Genomic DNA, 18,082 nt, shown 5'->3' with positions numbered 1-18,082 from the left:
GTCAAAGAGGCCTCGGATCACGCATCAGGTCCACCCAGTTCTCGGCGCTGGACGCGCCGCTCGTGCCGGGCGCGAAGATACCAGTGCCGCCCGCCGGGTCCACGAAGGCTCCGGTGTGCTGGTCATAGGTCGTGTACGCGGGGCCGCTGGCCTGCGGCTGCGGTCCGGGCGGCGGCCCCCACGGCTTCTCCGGTCCCGGGCCGGCCGGCGGGGGACTGATCCCCTCCGGAGGCGCCGGCGGGGGGAGCCACTTCGGGTACGGGAGTATCGGCGGCACCGGCGGCACCCCGGGCGGGTGCCACGACGGGTTACCCGGCGGCGGACCGCTGTCGTTGGGGGGCGGCGGATCCCATGCCGGCTGGTGGTTGGGCAGCGGGCCGGGCCCGGGCACCACGCCGGGGGGCGGCGGCCCGACGATGGGGGTGCCCGGATCCGGTTCGGCATCCGGCGGGATGTACGGGAACTTGTTGGGCGGCAATACGTTCAGCCCGTTAGTCACCGGGGTGTCGTACGGTACCGGCGGGCCGCGCCAGGGGTTGCGGCCGACGGGAACGTAGCCTTTCGGGTCGCGGCAGAGCTGGATCGTCGGCGCGCGTTTGCCGGGGAACTCCTGGCACGGGTAGTTGCGGGCGCCGCGCACGGTGCTGGGATCGTTCTGGGCCGCCTTGCAGTACATGTCCTTTGGCAGCTCGCGCAGCGTCTCGTCGGCCGGCGTGCGCATCAGCGGCGGGGGCAGGAAGCCGACGGCGCACGGCGGCGGGTCGTTGAGGTCGAGCTTGAAGTCCAGCTTGGCGCCCTCGTCCTGCGGCGCGCCGCCGGCGGCCGTGGTGATCGCCGCGAACAGCGCCGGCAACACCACCAACAGCTGCTCGATCGACTTGTGGTAGATGACCCCGACGCGCCCGAGGTTGGCCAGGCTGGCGGCCAGCGCCGGGAATGACGGCCGGATGCCGGAGAACGCGGTGCTGGCCTCGTCGGTGGCGCCCGGGGCGGTGGCCAGCGTGTCGCGCAGCTGCGGGTCGGCCCGGCGCACCTCGGAAGTGAACCGCGCCAACCCGTCGGACAGCGACTTGATGTCGGCGCCGGCACGGATCTGGGCCTGCAGGAACGGGCCGGCCTGATCGATCAGCTGCGATACCTGCGGGTAGCTGGCGTTGGCCTCGTCCACCAACAGTCGGGCCGACTCGATCAGGCGAGCCAGCTCGGGACCCGACCCGTTGGCCGCCATGAAGGTCTCGTGCAGGAGCTCGCGCAACCGGGTGTCGCCGAGGCTGTTGACCAGCGACTCCGCCCGCTTCAACAGGTCGGCGACGTCCTGGCCGATCCGGGTGTTCTGCCGGTCGATCCGGGATCCGTTGTGCAGCTTCGTCGATGACGGCTCGCCCCGCGGCACGAGGTCGATGTACTGCTCACCCACCGCCGAGACGCTCTTCACGGTGGCGGTGACGTTCGACGGAATGGGAGTGCCGCTGTTCAGCCGCATTTCGGCGGTGACGCCGCTGGGGTTCAGGCCCACCGACTCCACCCGCCCGACCGCGACTCCGCGGTAGGTGACGTTGGCGTTGTTGTACAGCCCGCCACCGGCGACGAAATCGGCGCTGACGACGTACGTCCCGATCCCGAAGGTGGCGGGCAGACGCAGGTAGAAGACGGCCATCACGCTCAGCGTGATGGCGGTGATCACCGCGAAGATGCCGAGTTGGATCTTGGTGAGTTTGTCGATCATCCGCCGCCCCTACTGACCCTCGGCACCCGGAGCCGTGCCGGGCGGAATCTTGAACGGGTCGGCCGCCTGCCCGGACAGGTTGGCCAATTCACCGGTGAGGAAATCGGGCGGGTTGAGGACCTCGCTCATGTGCATCATGTTCGGGTCAAGCGCATACGAGGTGGTGAAGAACGTCTCTCCGATCCGCCGCAGGGTGAGGTCGAAGGTGGTGAACACGTTGAGGTAGTCGCCGCGCACCGACTGTTTGATGCCGAAGTTGGGGAACGGGAAGGTCAGCAGGATCTGCAGCGAGGTGACGAAGTTCTTGCGGTTGTCGCTGAGGGCCTTGACGACGGAGTACAGGCCCTTGAGGTCTTCGGCGAAGTCCACCTTGGTTTTTGCCAGGATGTGGGAGGTCACCTGCGCCAGCTTCTTGAGCGCGCCGAATGCCTCGACGATGTGGTCCCGGTTCTTGTTGAGCACCCGGAGGGCCTCGGGCAGCGTGTCCAGCGCCCGGCCCAGGTTGTCCTTGTCGCGCGCCAGGGTCGCGGAGAATCGGTTCAGGCCGTCGACCGCGTCGATGATGTCGTTGGTCTGCCGGTTGAGCCCCGCCGTCAGCTCGGCGAGGCGCGGGATCAGGTCGACGAACTGGTCCTGGCGACCGGCGACGGCTTGATAGGTCTCGTCGGTAATGTCTTCCAGCGCACCGAGATTGCCCTTGTTGACGACGACGCCCAACGCAGAGAACACCTCTTCGGTGGTCGGGTAGCGGCCCGTGTTGGCCTCGGTGATCGTGGAGCCGTCCTTGAGCCGGCCGGTCGCCGGCTTGTCCTTGGGACGCGCCAGGTCGATGTGCATCGAACCCAGCAACGACGTCTGGGCCACCGTCGCCGTGGCGTTGGCCGGCAGCACGACGTTCTTGTTCAGCGCCAGTTTCACCGCGGCGTAGAAGGATCCGTCGGCCCGCTGCTCGGCCGATATGCCCGAGACGCTGCCGACGGTGACGTCGTCGACCATGACCGGCGAGTTCTGCGGCAGCGTCGCCACGTCGGGCATCTCGACGGTGATCGAGTACGCGCCGCTGCCGTGGCCGGCGGTGCCGGGCATCGCCAGCGAGTTGAGCCCATTGAACTGACAGCCGGCCAGCAGCGCACTGCCGGCAGCTAACACGCCGCCGCGCAACCAGATTCGCTTCATCCGCCACCGCCCAGGTTGGCCGCCGGCCCGCCCGGCGCCTGGCTGGGCGGGGGGCCGGGCAGCGGACCGAACGCGTTGCCCGGTCCGGGGCCCGGTGCCGGCGCGGGGTTGGCGCCGGCGGGCGGCGGCCCCGGAGGGTTGCCGGTCTGCGGGGCGGTGGGAACCAGCAGGGCCTGCAGATCGGACGGATTCTGGGCCGGCGGCGCCGGGTGCGAACCCGGAGCGGGTATCCAGGTCAGCTGGGGTTCCGGGGTGGCGGCCTTGGCCTGGGTCTCCGGGGTGTCGTAGATGATCTGGCCCTTGTACGCGGTGATCGTGTTGAGCGGGTGGAACATCACCGGCGGGAAATTCACCGCGAGCCGGCGCAACACCGGGCCCAGCCGCTCACGACAGATCTCGGCGCGCCGGAAGTAGTCCGGCGCCCTCGGCCCGGCGGCGGTCTCGAAGGAGCCACCGCAGATGAACTGAACGGGGTTGGCGAATTCGGGTATCGACAACAGACCGTTCAGGGTGCCCTGCGCCGGGTCGTAGATGTTGTAGAAGTTCGCGATACCCGGGCCGGCCACATGCAACACCTGCTCGATGTTGTCGCTCTGGTCGCTCAACGTCTGGGCGAAGTCGTTGAGGTTGTTGACCGTATCGATGATCGTCGAGTTGTTCTCGTGCAGGAACCCCCGGATGTCGGAGAGCGCCTGGTTGAGCGTGCCCAGGGTGTTGTCCAGATGGCGCGAGCTGTCGGCCAGCACCTGCGACACCGAAGCGACGTTGCCGGCGAACTGCACGATCTGCTCGTTGCTCGCCGACAGCGCGTCGACCAGAACCTGCAGGTTTTTCACGGTGCCGAAGATGTCGTTGCGCGAATCCCCCAGCCGCCCGGCGACTTGCGAGAGTTCGCGTAACGCGTTGTGGAACGACTCGCCGTTGCCGTCGAGCGTGTCGGCGGCCTGGTTGATCGCCCTGCCCAGTGGCCCCTGCATCGATCCCGTCGTCGGGCCCAGCTGAACGGCCAGCTGGGTCAGGGATTCCTTGACCTCGTCCCATTCCACCGGCACCCCGGTGCGGTTCAGGTCGATGCTGCCGCCGTCGGGCAGGAGCGCCCCGCCGGTGTACACCGGGGTGAGCTGAATGAACCTCGCGGACACCAGGTTCGGCGAGATGATGATGGCCCGCGCATCCTTGGGGATCTTCACGTCCTTGGCCACCGACATGGTGATCTTGACGTCGGAGGGCCGCGGCTCGATCGTGTCGATCGAACCGACCGGCACGCCCAGGATGCGCACCTGGTCGCCGGGATACAGACCGACGGCCGAGGTGAAATAGCCGATGACGGTCCGGTTATTGCCTTGCGACGACAGCACATACACGCCGCCCACCAACATCGCGACCAGTGCGATGATGGTGCCGTAGCGCAGCGCCCTGCTGCCGGCGATCCAATTCGTCATGGCGACTTCGGCCTGATGATCCAGCGTTCCTGAATCAGCCCGCGCAGGTAGTCGGCGAGGCTGGCCGGCAGCTTGCCCGGCTGGTAGATGAAGTCGAACACCATCGCCACCATCGGCGCCGGCAACACGCTGAACACGTTCACGTTGAACCCGGGCCCGGAACCGACCACCTCACCCAACTCGGTGGCGTAGGTCGGCAGCCGCTTGAGCGCCTCGGTGATGTAGTCGCGGCGCTCGTTGAGGTTGGCCAGCACCTTGTTCAGCTTGCTCAGCGCCGGGCCGAACTCCTTGCGGTTGTCGGCGACGAAGCCGGAAATCTGCTGCGAGAGGCCGCCGATGCCGGAGATCAATTCGCCGATCGCGGCCCGCCGCTCGTCCAGCGCGGCGAACAACTCGTTGCCGTCGTCGACCAGCTTGTTGACCTGGTTGGCGCGCTGCGACAGCACCGCCGTCACCGACTTCGCATGCGCCAGCAGGCTTTGCAGCGCCTCGTCGCGGCGGTTGAGCGTGCGGGACAGCGACGTCACCCCGTCCAGCGCGCCGCGCAATTCGGGGGTGGCGTCGTGCAGCGTGTCGGTGAGCACGTTGAGGGCCTGTTCGAACTGGGGCTTGTTCAGGTTGTTGGCGTTGTTGCCCAGGTCCTCCAGCGCGCCGGCCAGCGTGTACGGCGTGGTCGTGCGGCTCAGCGGAATGGTGGTCGACCTGCCGGTGCCCGCCGGGGTCACCGCGATGGAACGCTCGCCGAGGATGGTGTCGGTGCGGATCGCGGCGAGCGACTGGTCGCCGACGACGATGTGCCGATCGACGCTGAAGGTCACCTTGGCGCTGTCGCCGGCCAGGCCGACGGACGACACCTTGCCGACCTTGAAGCCCGACACGTAGACGGAGTTGCCGGGGTTGATGCCGCCGGCGTCGGCGAAGTAGGCGTCGTAGATCTTGCCCTGCGGCCAGAACGGCAGGCCCGCGTACCCGAATGCGATGAGCACGACGCAGACCACCAGCACAACACCGAAGATGCCGGTGCGCAACGGGTCACGTTCGCGCCTTGCGTTACTTGACAAAAGCGCACCTCCCCTTGCTGGGATCGACCTGGCCACCGAGGGGCAGCAGGATGTCGCTGCCGGCCGGGCCGTTGATCTTGATGGTCACCGAGCAGAAGTAGATGTTGAAGAACGACCCGTAGGCGCCGAGCGCGGCCAGCCGCAGGTAGTCCTCGCCGAGTTGCTCGACGTCGTTGTCCACCTCGGCCTTGCGGTTGTCGATCTCGGTGGCCAGCGGCCGGGTGTTCTCCAGGATGCCCTGCAGCGGCCGGCGTGAATTCTTCAGCAGCTCAGTCAGGTCCGTGGTCGTCGAAGCCAGCGGCGGAATGGCCCCGGCGATCGTGTCCTTGTTCTTGGCCAGCCCGGTGATCAGTTGCTGCAGCTGGTCGACGCTGGCCGAGAACTGCGCGCTCTTCTGGTCCACGGTCCCCAGCACGGTGTTGAGGTTGGTGATCGCGTCGCCGATGAGCTGGTCGCGTTGGCCCAGCGCCGACGAGAACGCGCTCGTGTCGGCCAGCACGTCGGACAACGCCCCGCCCTGGCCCTGCAACAATTGGATGACCGCGCTGCTGATGGTGTTGACCTTGTCGGCGTCCAGGCCCTTGACCAGCGGCCGCAGCCCGCCCAGCAGCGCGTCGAGATCCAGTGCGGGCTGGGTGTGTTCGGAGTTGATCGTGGAACCGGCCGGCAGCTTACGCAGCTCCCCGGGGCCCGACGTGATCTCCAGATAACGGTCGCCGACCAGGTTTTCGTACCGGATCACCGCGCGCGTCGACGAATACAGCGTGTAGCGGCTGTCCACCCCGAACTTCACGTCGATCGTGTTGTCGGGGTTGAGCTTCACGCCCGACACCGCGCCGACCGGCACGCCGGCGATGCGAACCTTCTGGCCGGGCTTCAGCTTCGACACATCGGTAAACGTTGCGTGGTAGGTGCTTTCGGGCCCGAACCGGAAGTCGCCGAAGACGATCACCAGCGACGCGCTCACCAGCACCATGGCCGCCGCGAAGATGCCTACCTTGATCAGCATCGACCGGTGCGACGGCATCCCCGCGGCCGCCATCAGAAGTCGTCCCGTTCCGCGAAGGCGCCGTGGAACAGGAACTGCAGTGTGGAGGGCGCGTCGAACTGCAGCTCGGTGAACGGCTCGTACGGGATGTTGGCGTTGTCGGTCACCAGGAAGGGCGACCGGTAGAACGACCCGCCGGTCTGCTTCGTCGGAATGTCGGGCAGCCCGCGGCAGTTCGGACCCCCGGATGCGTTGACGATCGGCAGCGACTCCGGGTACGTGTACGAGGGCGCGCCCAACACGAAGCTCGAGGACGTGAACAGGCCGGCCTTGCGGACCCCGAGCAGCGGGGCGAATTCCTTGATGCCGCGTTCGACACCGGCGAAAAAGCAGCCGAATTCCGGCGAGTAGTCGTGGGCCACCTTGATCGGGGCACGCAGCCTGTTGATGGCGTCGATGAAGTTCTGCTCGGCGGGTTCCAACGTGTCGTAGGCGTTGTTGGCCAGGCCGATCGTCGCCAGCAGCGTGTCGTTGAGATTCTTCTGTTGGTCGACCACCGTCCGGTTGATCGTCGGCAGGTTGTCGAAGACGGTGTTCAGGTCGGGGGCCGCATCGGCGTAGGTGTTGGTGACGATCCCGGCCCTGCGGAAGTCCTCCTGCAGGGCCGGCAGCTTCGGGTTAGCCTGGCGCGCCAGCGTGTTCAGCCCCGACAGCAGCGAGCCGAAGTCGTCGCCGTGGCCGCGCAGCCCCTCCGACAGGGCGCTCAGCGTCCCGTTCAGCTCCACCGGGTCGACCTTGTGCAGCAGGTCGATGAGCGACTGGAACAGGGTGTTGACCTCCAGCTGCACGGCGGAGGCCTCCACATGGGCGTCCGGGCGCAACGACGTCGACGAAGGCGCTTGGGGCGGAAGGAATTCCACCGACTTGGCGCCGAAGATGGTGTTGCCCGCGATGTGCACCGTCGCGTTGGAGGGGACGAAGTGCATCTGGTCGCTGCTGATGGCCAGCGTCAGCCGCGCCTGGTCACCGGAGTAGTCGATGGCGGTGACCTTGCCGATCTGGATGCCCCGGTACTTGACCTTGGCGCCCTTGTCCATCACCAGGCCCGCCCGCGGCGCCGAGACGGTGACGGTGTCGGTCGAGGCGAACGCCGCGGTGTAGGAGAGGTAGGTGACGGCGGCAAAGGCCACGATCAAACTGGCCAGCAGCGCCGCTGCCAGCCGAACGGATGTGCGTCCCGGTCCGCCGTCTGCCATGTTTGTTTGCCGCTCCCCCTTAGCCGGAGAGGTTGAAGTTACCCGACGCGCCGTAGACGGCCAGCGAGATGAACAAGGTGATGACGACCACGACGATCAGCGAGGTGCGCACGGCCTGCCCGACGGCGACGCCGACGCCGACGGGCCCGCCGCTGGCGTTGTATCCGTAATAGGTGTGGACCAGCATGACCGCGATGGCCATCACGATGGCCTGCAGGAAGGACCACAACAGGTCCGAGGGGATGAGGAACGTATTGAAGTAGTGGTCGTAAAGGCCTTTCGACTGCCCGTTGATGTACACCGTGGTGAAGCGGGCGGCGAAGAACGCCGCCAGCACGGACAGCGAATACAGCGGGATGATCGCGATCAGGCCCGCGATCAGCCGGGTCGACACCAGGTAGGACACCGACTGCACCGCCATGCATTCGACGGCGTCGATCTCCTCGGACACCCGCATGGCGCCCAACTGGGCGGTGGCACCCGCGCCGATCGTGGCCGCCAGCGCGATGCCCGCGATCACCGGGGCGACGACTCGGACGTTGAGGAACGCCGACAGGAAGCCCGTCAGCGCCTCGATGCCGATGTTGCCCAGCGACGAATACCCCTGCACGGCGATGACGCCGCCGGAGGCCAGGGTCAGGAAGGCCGCGACACCAACCGTGCCGCCGATCATGACGAGAGCCCCTGCGCCCATGGTCATTTCGGCGACGTTCCGGATCGTCTCCTTGCGGTATTGGGTGATCGCCTGCGGAACGTAGCGCACGGTTTTGCCGTAGAACAGCGCCTGTTCGCCGAAGTCGTCGATGGGTCCCTGCAGCCGCGACATGAAGCGGCGAAACCGGAGGGTGGCGTCGTAGCTCATCGGGTGTTCACTCGCCTCACTTGGCCGAAATCCGCACGCCGATGGCGGTCATGACCACGTTGATGACGAACAGGCAGATGAACGCGTAGACGACGGTTTCGTTGACGGCGTTCCCGACGCCCTTGGGACCCCCCTTGACGGTCAGGCCGCGGTAGCACCCGACCAGCCCGGCCATCACGCCGAACAGCAGCGCCTTGACTTCGGCGAGCACCAACTCGCGCAGCCCGGTGAGCACGGTCAGGCCGTTGATGAACGCGCCCGGGTTGACGCCCTGGAGAAAGACGGAAAAGACGTAGCCGCCCGACAGGCCGATGGCGCACACCAGGCCGTTGAGCAACAGCGCCACCACCGTGGACGCCAGCACCCGCGGCACCACCAGCCGGTGGACGGGGTCGATGCCCAGCACCCGCATCGCGTCGATCTCTTCGCGGATGGTGCGGGCACCCAGGTCGGCGCAGATCGCGGTGGCGCCGGCGCCGGCCACGACGAGCACCGTGACCACCGGGCCCAACTGGGTGACGGTGCCGAAAGCGGTTCCCGCGCCGGACAAGTCGGCCGCGCCGATTTCGCGCAACAGGATGTTGAGGGTGAACGCCACCAGCACCGTGAACGGGATGGAGACGAGCAGCGTCGGAACCAGCGAGACCCGGGCGATCATCCACGTCTGTTCGAGGAACTCGCCAAATTGAAACGGCCGCCGAAAAGTCTCGCGGCCGGTGTCGATCATCATCTCGAAGAACCCGCCGACGGCGCGGGCGGGGACGGCAAGTTGTTCTCTCAGCCTGGCCACCCCCCTCTGCTGGTCGCGGCGAAGCCTGTGAATCGCCTTTGCATTGTCTTCGATCGCTCGCGGCCCGGTGTGAGCCGGATCATATTAACTCAGAAGAAGTACGCGGTGTCAATGAACAGCATTTCCGTATCCGAACCGTTAATTTGTCCAGGTCAGAGGTATTGACAAAACTCCAATCTGACACATGTTCTACTCGCGCGCATTCCCCCATAAAGTGCGTTTTACACGGCTATTGCTCCATCAGGCCGACGGCGGAAAAGTTCCGCTCCGGATCGCGGCCAGCAAAGTATTTTTCGAGCTCGCCGCTGAGTTGGCCGGGGTCCCATGCCGGCCCGTCCGCGGCGAACCTGTGCTCCGCGGTCGGCGCGGCAACCAGCGTCACCTGCGGGCCGTAGACGATGAACACCTGGCCGTTGACTTCGGCGGCGGCCGGCGATGCCAAGAACGTGACCAGGCTGACCACGTGCTCCGGCGACAGCGGGTCGATGCCGCCTTCGTTTTCGGGTGCCGCCCCGAAGACGTCGGCCGTCATCGCGGTGCGGGCGCGCGGGCAGATCGCGTTGGCGCACACGCCGTAACGGCCCAGCGCCCGGGCGGCGGTGAGGGTCAGCGAGATGATCCCTGCCTTGGCCGCGCCGTAGTTGGCCTGCCCCACCGGCCCCACCAGGCCGGCCTCCGAGGCGGTGTTGACGATGCGGCCGAAGACCTTCCCGCCCGCATCCTTGGCCTTGGCACGCCAGTAGGTGGCCGCGTTGCGCGTCAGCAGGAAATGTCCGCGCAGGTGCACCGCGATGACGAGATCCCATTCCTCGTCGGACATGTTGAACAGCATCCGGTCGCGGGTGATCCCGGCGTTGTTCACGACGATGTCCAGCCCGCCGAGCCCGTCGGCGGTGGCCACCAACTCGTCGGCCGTCGCGCGCTGACTGATGTCACCGGCCACTGCGACAGCCTTGACGCCGGCGGCGGTGATCTCGTCGATCACGTCGGAGGCGTCCAGCGCCGCGGCGATGTCGTTGACGACGACGTTGGCGCCGAGCCGGGCCAGGCCGAGCGCCTCGGCGCGACCCAGTCCCGCGGCGGCACCGGTCACCACCGCGACCTTTCCGGACAGATCGGCCGCGTTTGTGCTGCTAGTCAATTTATGAATACCTCTAGTCTTGGCGCACCAGCGCGGCGCGGGGGCACTCGGCGATGGCCTGTTCGGCCAGCTGCTCTCGGTCGGCGGGAATCGGGTCGACCTTCACGACCGCGTAGTCCTCGTCGTCCAGGTCGAACAGGTCGGGTGCGATTCCCATGCACACCGCGTTCCCTTCGCACCGGTCACGATCCACGATCACCCGCACGGCACCCTCCTTGAACCTGGCCTTCAACGTGAGCACTCGCCCCGTCGGTATGTAGGTCCACCTTAGGGCCCCGGTGCCTCAGGGGAAACGGTCGCTGGATTCCAAGACTAGAACGTGTTACAACCGGGGAGGCGAACGGGTAGCCGTTGGTCGGGCTGCATAGCGTGACGCGGCATTCGATCGCAATTGACGCTCAACGACGCTCAACGACGCTTAAACGACAAGGACGGCCTGCAATGCGCATCAGTTACACCCCTGAACAGGAGGAGCTGCGTCGCGAGCTGCGGTCGTACTTCACCACGCTCATGACGCCGGAGCGCCGCGAGGCCCTCAGCTCGACACAGGGCGAGATCGGGACCGGCAACGCCTACCGCGAGGTCGTCTCCCAGATGGGTAAGGACGGGTGGCTGACCCTGAGCTGGCCCGAGGAATACGGCGGGCAGGACCGTTCGCCGATGGACTCGCTGATCTTCACCGACGAGGCGGCCATCGCGGGCGCGCCGGTGCCGTTCCTGACGATCAACAGCGTGGCGCCGACCATCATGGCCTTCGGCACCGACGAACAGAAGAAGTTCTTCCTGCCCAAGATCGCGGCCGGTGACCTGCATTTCTCGATCGGCTATTCCGAGCCCGGCGCCGGCACGGACCTGGCCAACCTGCGCACCACCGCGGTGCGCGACGGCGACGACTACGTGATCAACGGCCAGAAGATGTGGACCAGCCTGATCCAGTACGCCGACTGGGTGTGGCTGGCGGTGCGCACCAACCCGGAGGCCAAGAAGCACCGCGGGATCTCGATGCTGGTGGTGCCGACCACCGCGGAGGGCTTCTCCTGGACGCCGGTGCACACGATGGCGGGCCCCGACACCAGCGCCACCTACTACACCGACGTGCGGGTGCCGGTGACCAACCTGATCGGCGAGGAGAACGGCGGGTGGAAGCTGGTGACCAACCAGCTCAACCACGAGCGGGTCGCCCTGGTGTCGGCGCAACCGATCATCGTGGCGCTGCGCGAGGTCCGGGAGTGGGCGCAAAACACCAAGGACGCCGGCGGGGCCCGGCTGATCGATTCGGAGTGGGTGCAGCTCAACCTCGCGCGCGTGCACGCCAAGGCCGAGGTTCTCAAGCTGATCAACTGGGAGCTGGCCTCGGCGCACACCGACTCCCTGGGACCCGCCGATGCCTCGGCGGCCAAGGTGTTCGGCACCGAGCTGGCGACCGAGGCGTACCGCCTGCTGATGGAGGTGCTGGGGACCGCGGCGACGGTGCGCCCGGATTCGCCGGGCGCGTTGCTGCGCGGCCGGGTCGAGCGGATGCACAGGGCATGCCTGATCCTGACCTTCGGGGGCGGCACCAACGAGGTGCAGCGCGACATCATCGGCATGGTCGCGCTGGGACTGCCCCGGGCCAACCGCTAGCGCTTCCTCAATATTCCTCATATATAGGGACTTGTAAGGACGAGAATTCATGGACTTCACCACGACAGAAGCCGCACAGGACCTCGGCGGTTTGGTCGACACCATCGTCGACGCGGTGTGCACGCCCGAACACCAGCGTGAGCTCGACAACCTCGAGCAACGATTCGACCAGCAGCTGTGGCGCAAGCTCGTCGAAGCCGACATCTTGACCAGTGCGTCGCCGACGTCGCTGGGCGGCGACGGCTTCGGCGTTCTCGAGCAGGTGGCCATCCTGGTCGCGCTGGGCCACCAGCTGGCGGCCGTGCCCTACCTGGAGTCGGTGGTGCTGGCCGCCGGGGCGCTGGCACGCTTCGGCTCCGAGGAATTGCAGCAGGGCTGGGGCGCGCCGGCCGTGCGGGGCGAGAAGATCCTCACCGTCGCGCTCGACGGCGAAATGGGTGAGGGGCCGGTGCAGGCCACCCGCTCCGGTGACGGCTTCCGCTTGACTGGGACGCGCACCCAGGTCGGGTTCGGCCCCGTCGCCGACGCCTTCCTGGTCCCGGCCGAAACCGATTCCGGCGCCGCGGTTTTCCTGGTCGCCGCGGACGATCCGGGGGTCACGGTGACGGCGCTGCAGACCACCGGCCTGGGCAGCGTCGGGCACCTCAGACTGGACGGGACGGCGGTCGACGCGGGACGCCGGGTCGGCGACGCGGTCGTCGCCGCCTGGCTCGACACGCTCATCACCTTGGGACGCAGCGCGTTCCAGCTCGGCGTGCTCGAACGCGGTCTGCAGCTGACCGCCGAATACGCCCGCACGCGTGAGCAATTCGACCGTCCGATCGGCAGCTTCCAGGCGGTGGCGCAGCGGCTCGCCGACGGTTACATCGACGTCAAGGGCTTGCGGCTGACGCTGACCCAGGCGGCCTGGCGCGTGTCGGAGGACATCCCCGCCGAGATCGACGTGGCCAGCGCGGCGTTCTGGGCCGCCGACGCCGGACACCGCGTGGCGCACACCGTGGTGCACGTGCACGGCGGCGTGGGCGTCGACACCGACCACCCCGTGCACCGGTACTTCCTGGCCGCCAAGGAGATCGAGTTCGCGCTGCGCGGCGCCACCGGGCAGCTGCGCCGGATCGGCCGCGAACTGGCGGATACCCCTGCCTAGCTTCGTGCTTCCCCCCGACCCGACGGTCACCAAACTGCTGGTGCCGCTGGCCGAGATCGACGACCGCGGCGTGTATTTCGAAGACTCGTTCACCAGCTGGGGCGATCACCTCCGGCACGCTGCCGCGATCGCGGCGGCGCTGCGCGAACGCCTCGACCCGGCGAAGCCGCCGCACGTCGGTGTGCTGCTGGAGAACACGCCCTTCTTCTCGGCGATGCTGGTGGCCGCGGGGATGTCCGGGATCGTGCCGGTGGGGCTCAACCCGGTGCGCCGCGGCGACGCGCTGGCCCGGGACATCGCGCACGCCGACTGCCAGGTGGTGCTGGCCGATTCGAATTCCGCTGCGCCGCTGGGCGGTATCGATCACGTGAATGTCGATTCCGACACGTGGGCGGACGAGGTGGCCGAGCACCTCCCCTCGGGGAGTGTCGAGCTCGAATTCCAGTCCGCGTCGCCCGGGGACCTGTTCATGCTGATCTTCACGTCGGGCACCAGCGGCGAGCCGAAGGCGGTGAAGTGCAACCACGGCAAGGTCGCGATCGCCGGCGTCACGATGGCGCAGCGCTTCGACCTCGGCCGAGATGACGTTTGCTATGTGTCCATGCCGTTGTTCCACTCCAACGCCGTGCTGGTCGGCTGGGCCGTGGCCGCCGCATGCCGGGGTTCAATGGCGTTGCGGCGCAAGTTCTCGGCATCGGGGTTTCTGCCCGATGTCCGCCGCTACGGTGCCACCTACGCCAACTACGTGGGCAAGCCGTTGTCGTACGTGCTCGCCACACCCGAGCGGCCCGACGATGCGGACAACCCGCTGCGGGCCGTCTACGGCAACGAAGGCGTGCCCGCCGACATCGAGCGGTTCGCCCGCAGGTTCGGGTGCGTCGTGCAGGACGGGTTCGGTTCGACCGAGGGCGGGGTGGCCATCGCCCGCACCCCCGACACGCCGCCGGGCGCGTTGGGTCCGCTGCCGGAGGGTGTTGCAATCGTCGACCCCGACACCGGCGAGCCGTGCCCGGCGGGCGTCGTCGGGGAGATCGTGAACACAGCCGGGGCGGGCCGTTTCGAGGGTTACTACAATGACGAGGCCGCCGAGGCCGAGCGAATGGCCGGCGGCATGTACCACAGCGGCGACCTCGCCTATCGGGATGAGGGTGGCTACGCGTATTTTGCTGGGCGGCTTGGTGATTGGATGCGGGTCGACGGCGAGAACCTGGGGGCCGCACCGATCGAGCGCGTGCTGCTGCGCTATCCCGACGCCGTCGAGGTCGCGGTGTACGCGGTGCCCGACCCGGTCGTCGGCGACCAGGTGATGGCGGCGCTCGTGCTCGCTCCCGGTGCGGAGTTCGATCCGGAGAAGTTCCGGGCCTTCCTGGCCGACCAGCCCGACCTCGGGCCCAAACAATGGCCGTCCTACGTCCGGATCAGCGGGGAGCTACCGCGGACGGTGACCTTCAAGGTGCTCAAGCGGCAGTTGTCGGCGCAGGGTGTCGACTGCGGTGATCCCGTGTGGCCGGTCCGCCGGTAGCGCCGGCACGACATGACATCCCCACTGCACCAAGTGGAATCGAGCTTCGGCGAGCTTGCGGCCACCGTCCCGGCGACCATCGGCATCGCGGTTGCCCGTCCGGGCCTTGCCGAGGTTATCTCGTTGGGCCGCTGGCAATCCGGGGTCGCCTGGTCGACGATCAAGGTGCCGTTGGCCGTCGCGGCCCTGCGTGCCGACCGGGCAGGCGCCCGGGACCTCGTCGTCAAAGCCATCACGGAATCCGACAATCACGCGTCGGAGCAGTTGTGGTCTCGACTGGGCGACCCGGCGGAGGCCGCCCGCCTGGTGCAGGCCGTCGTCAACGAGTGCGGTGACACGGCCACGGTGGTCGAATCGCGACGACGCCGCCCGGGTTTCACGGCCTTCGGCCAGACGCCATGGCCGCTCGATCGCCAGGCGCGATTCGCCGCCGGGCTGCCCGGCGTCGGTGACGCGGCTGACGTCATCGAGCTGATGCAGCAGCTCACCCGCGGCCAGCGCTGGGGACTGGCCGCCAAAGGCATTGCGGCCAAAGGCGGTTGGGGTCCGGGATTGACCGGCGACACCTACCTGGTTCGGCAATTCGGCATCGTCCCAACAGAATCCGCTCACGTGGGCGTGGCGTTGGCGGCCGACGCAAAGTCATTCGAGGCCGCGGTCGACGTCCTCAACACGATGACGGACTGGCTCGTCGGCCGGCTTCCCGCGATAACCGAGCAGTGACACCCGGGAGCCTCCCGGAATCTGGACGAGATCCATTGTGGCGAACGATGAATTCCGTAGCGTCCGTATCGCGATACGCTTCCCAGTGGTTGCCCTGATGATTGCCGGCGATTGCCGGCTCGTCTAGAGGTACGGCGAGGTGCTCGATGACGTATGTGCTTGTCTCACCGGAGCTCGCGGGTTCGCTGGCCGCGGACATCGAGAGCATCGGAGCGGCCCTTGCCGACGTCAACGCGGCCGCGACCGGCCCGACCACGGGCGTGGCGCGCGCGGCCGCCGACGAGGTGTCGACGGCCATCGCGGCGCTGTTTTCCCAACAGGCCGTCGAGTACCAGAAGCTGGCCGCGCAGGCGGCCGCGTTCCACGGTCAGTTCGCGCGCTCCCTACTCACCGGCGCGGCGTCGTACGCCGCCACCGAGGCGGCGAACACGTCGCCATTGCAGACCATCGAGCAGGACGCACTCCGCCTTATCAACGCGCCAACCGAGCTGCTGCTGGGGCGCCCCCTGGTCGGCAACGGCGCAAACGGGGCACCGGGGACCGGGCAGGCCGGCGGTCCCGGCGGAATCCTGCTCGGCAACGGCGGCAATGGCGGGTCCGGCGTGCCCGGGGCGCCCGGCATGCCCGGGGGACCCGGCGGCCGGGGCGGTGACGCCGGGCTGTTCGGCAATGGCGGCGGCGGCGGGGCCGGCGGTGTCGGCGGGACCGGCGCGGCCGGAGTGGGCGGCAGCGGCCAAGCGGGCGCGATGGGAGGGACGGGCGGGGCCGGCGGTAACGGCGGTTTACTCGGCGGATCAGGGGGCGTCGGCGGTGCTGGCGGGATCGGTGGCACCGGTGGGGCCGGCGGTGCCGGCGTGGCCGGAATCGGCAGCCCCTTCATCGGCGGTGACGGCGGCGCCGGTGGTGCGGGCGGTCAAGGGGGCCATGGCAACTTCGGCGGCTCCGGATCCGGCGGTGCCGGCGGCCAAGGCGGCACCGGCGGCCAAGGCGGCACCGGCGGCCAAGGTGTGGCCGGTGGCGGTCAGGGCGGTCAGGGCGCAGAGGGCGGAGCCGGCGGCGTGGGCGGCACCGGCGGGGCAGCCGGGCCGGGTGGCGGCGGCCAACAAGGTGCGGGCGGCCAGGGCGGCACCGGTGGCACGGGCGGATCGGGCGGCCAGGGCGGCACCGGCACCGACGGAGCCCAGGGTGTGGCCGGCGGGACGGGCGGGATCGGCGGTACCGGCGGCAGCGGCGGGCCGGCCGGCACCGGCGGTGCGGGCTCCACCCAAGGCGCCTCGGGCATCGCCGGTAACGGCGGGACCGGTGGCCAAGGCGGAACCGGCGGGCAAGGCGGGTCCGGCAGCCAAGGTTCGGCCGGTGGCGGCCACGGCGGTCAGGGCGCAGACGGCGGGTCCGGTGGCGTGGGCGGCACCGGCGGGGCGCCCGGTGCCGGTGGCGGCGGCCAGCAAGGTGCCGGAGGCCAAGGCGGCACCGGCGGCCAGGGCGGCCTGGGCGGCAACGGCGGCGACGGCACGAGCGCGGGCAACGGCGGGGGTGCCGGCAACGGCGGCAACGGGGGCACCGGCGGCACCGGCGGCGCGGCCGTCGGCAATGGCAGCGGCGGCAACGGCGGCACCGGCGGCGATGCGGGCGCGGGCGGCACCGGCGGCAATCCGGGCATCGGCGGCACCGCCGGCGGTAGCGGCGGCAACGGCGGCGACGGCGGCGCCGGCGGCCAAGGCGCTACCGGAAGCGCGGGTATCAACGGCAGCGGCGCCGCCGGGGGCAGCGGCGGCAACGGCGGCGACGGCGGCGCAGGGGGCGAACCAGGCCAAAGCGCCAGCCTGCAAGCCGCCGAAAGCAACAACGTCTTCTTCGGCAGCGGCGGCAACGGCGGCCCCGGCGGCAGCGGCGGCAACGGCGGCACCGGCGACCAGGGCTCCAGTGGTCCCAACTCCGGTTTCGCCGGGGGTAACGGCGGCGCGGGCGGCCAGGGCGGTCACGGCGGCGCGGCCAGCCAACGGCTCACATCGACCTCGCCACAGCACGGCTTCTTCGGATCCAACGGCAACGGGGGTCCGGGCGGCGATGGCGGGACCGGCGGCAGCGGAGGCAACGGAGGCACCGGCAGCGCCAGCGTCGGCGGCGCAGGCGGGACGGGCGGCAACGGCGGGGCGGCCGGCGCGGGTGGCGCGCCCGGCAACGGCTTCCAAGCGGCAAACGGGAGCGAACGGCTGCCCGTCGGCACCGGGGGGAACGGCGGCATGGGCGGCGCCGCCGGCTTCGGCGGCCACGGCGGCCTCGGCGACACCGGCTTCAACGGCGGCCAGGGCGGCAACGGCGGCCAAGGTGGTGCCGGCGGCGCGGGCGGCGACGGCAGCGGCAGCTTCAACGGCCAAGGCGACAACGGCGGCAACGGCGGTCAGGGCGGCACCGGCGGCGGCGGCGGCACCGGTGGCACGGGCGGTGTCGGCGCCAACGGCGGCACCGGAGGCAACGCCGGCCGGGGCGGCGACGGCGCAAATGCCGGCAACGGCGGCACGGCCACCTTGGTCGGCACCGGCGTCAACGGCGGCCAGGGCGGCACCGGCGGCAACGGCGGCACCGCGGGTGCGGCCGGCGCCTGGGGCTGGGCCCGCTCCGGCG

15 protein-coding genes are annotated in these 18,082 nt (G+C 69.1%); 5 read left to right on the top strand and 10 right to left on the bottom strand.

Features of this window, described 5'->3' with window-relative positions; all coding sequences use genetic code 11:
• Position 1: 1 nt before the first annotated feature.
• The 10 genes from A5696_RS24465 to A5696_RS24420 form a co-directional block, all read right to left on the bottom strand.
• Positions 2-1,726, bottom strand: a complete 1,725-nt coding sequence (locus A5696_RS24465; RefSeq protein ID WP_067883577.1) for a virulence factor Mce family protein — start codon at positions 1,724-1,726, stop codon at positions 2-4.
• A gap of 9 nt (positions 1,727-1,735) precedes the next feature.
• Positions 1,736-2,902 carry a virulence factor Mce family protein gene (locus tag A5696_RS24460; protein ID WP_067883576.1) on the bottom strand — a complete coding sequence of 389 codons (1,167 nt, stop codon included), beginning with the start codon at positions 2,900-2,902 and terminating at the stop codon, positions 1,736-1,738.
• Positions 2,899-4,344, bottom strand: coding sequence for a virulence factor Mce family protein (locus A5696_RS24455; protein WP_067883575.1), 1,446 nt, complete (start codon positions 4,342-4,344; stop codon positions 2,899-2,901). The genes A5696_RS24460 and A5696_RS24455 overlap by 4 nt, the downstream gene beginning before the upstream one ends.
• A complete protein-coding gene (locus tag A5696_RS24450; RefSeq protein ID WP_067883574.1) occupies positions 4,341-5,405 on the bottom strand; it encodes a virulence factor Mce family protein in 1,065 nt (354 codons plus the stop codon). Before A5696_RS24450 ends, A5696_RS24455 begins: the two co-directional genes overlap by 4 nt.
• Positions 5,395-6,447, bottom strand: coding sequence for an MCE family protein (locus A5696_RS24445; RefSeq protein WP_067883573.1), 1,053 nt, complete (start codon positions 6,445-6,447; stop codon positions 5,395-5,397). The genes A5696_RS24450 and A5696_RS24445 overlap by 11 nt, the downstream gene beginning before the upstream one ends.
• On the bottom strand, positions 6,447-7,649 hold the full coding sequence (locus A5696_RS24440) for an MCE family protein (RefSeq protein WP_067883572.1): 1,203 nt from the start codon (positions 7,647-7,649) through the stop codon (positions 6,447-6,449). Before A5696_RS24440 ends, A5696_RS24445 begins: the two co-directional genes overlap by 1 nt.
• 19 nt (positions 7,650-7,668) lie before the next feature.
• Positions 7,669-8,511 carry an ABC transporter permease gene (locus tag A5696_RS24435; RefSeq protein ID WP_067883571.1) on the bottom strand — a complete coding sequence of 281 codons (843 nt, stop codon included), beginning with the start codon at positions 8,509-8,511 and terminating at the stop codon, positions 7,669-7,671.
• A 16-nt stretch (positions 8,512-8,527) separates the two neighbouring features.
• Positions 8,528-9,292 (bottom strand): ABC transporter permease, encoded by a 765-nt coding sequence (locus A5696_RS24430; RefSeq protein WP_067012245.1) that lies wholly within the window; start codon positions 9,290-9,292, stop codon positions 8,528-8,530.
• 238 nt (positions 9,293-9,530) lie between these two features.
• Positions 9,531-10,442 carry a 3-oxoacyl-ACP reductase gene (locus A5696_RS24425; RefSeq protein ID WP_067883570.1) on the bottom strand — a complete coding sequence of 304 codons (912 nt, stop codon included), beginning with the start codon at positions 10,440-10,442 and terminating at the stop codon, positions 9,531-9,533.
• Positions 10,443-10,455: 13 nt separating this feature from the next.
• A complete protein-coding gene (locus A5696_RS24420; RefSeq protein ID WP_067883705.1) occupies positions 10,456-10,647 on the bottom strand; it encodes a ferredoxin in 192 nt (63 codons plus the stop codon).
• Between the two features lie 236 nt (positions 10,648-10,883).
• Here A5696_RS24420 and A5696_RS24415 point away from each other — a divergent pair, with 236 nt between their 5' ends.
• The 5 genes from A5696_RS24415 to A5696_RS28750 form a co-directional block, all read left to right on the top strand.
• Positions 10,884-12,065: an acyl-CoA dehydrogenase gene (locus A5696_RS24415; RefSeq protein ID WP_067883569.1), complete on the top strand. Its 1,182-nt coding sequence runs from the start codon at positions 10,884-10,886 to the stop codon at positions 12,063-12,065.
• 49 nt (positions 12,066-12,114) lie between these two features.
• Positions 12,115-13,212, top strand: a complete 1,098-nt coding sequence (locus A5696_RS24410; protein WP_067883568.1) for an acyl-CoA dehydrogenase family protein — start codon at positions 12,115-12,117, stop codon at positions 13,210-13,212.
• A 4-nt stretch (positions 13,213-13,216) separates the two neighbouring features.
• Positions 13,217-14,734 (top strand): long-chain-fatty-acid--CoA ligase FadD17, encoded by a 1,518-nt coding sequence (gene fadD17, locus A5696_RS24405; RefSeq protein ID WP_067883567.1) that lies wholly within the window; start codon positions 13,217-13,219, stop codon positions 14,732-14,734.
• Between the two features lie 12 nt (positions 14,735-14,746).
• On the top strand, positions 14,747-15,457 hold the full coding sequence (locus A5696_RS24400) for a serine hydrolase (protein ID WP_067883566.1): 711 nt from the start codon (positions 14,747-14,749) through the stop codon (positions 15,455-15,457).
• 146 nt (positions 15,458-15,603) lie between these two features.
• Positions 15,604-18,082 (top strand): PE family protein (locus A5696_RS28750; RefSeq protein WP_156738577.1); only part of this gene is annotated, 2,479 nt, incomplete at its 3' end.

Origin of the sequence: Mycobacterium sp. E2699 (assembly GCF_001666745.1) — a bacterium.
In the GTDB taxonomy this organism is placed as follows: Bacteria; Actinomycetota; Actinomycetes; order Mycobacteriales; family Mycobacteriaceae; genus Mycobacterium.
This window is presented reverse-complemented; position numbering and strand designations above follow the sequence as displayed.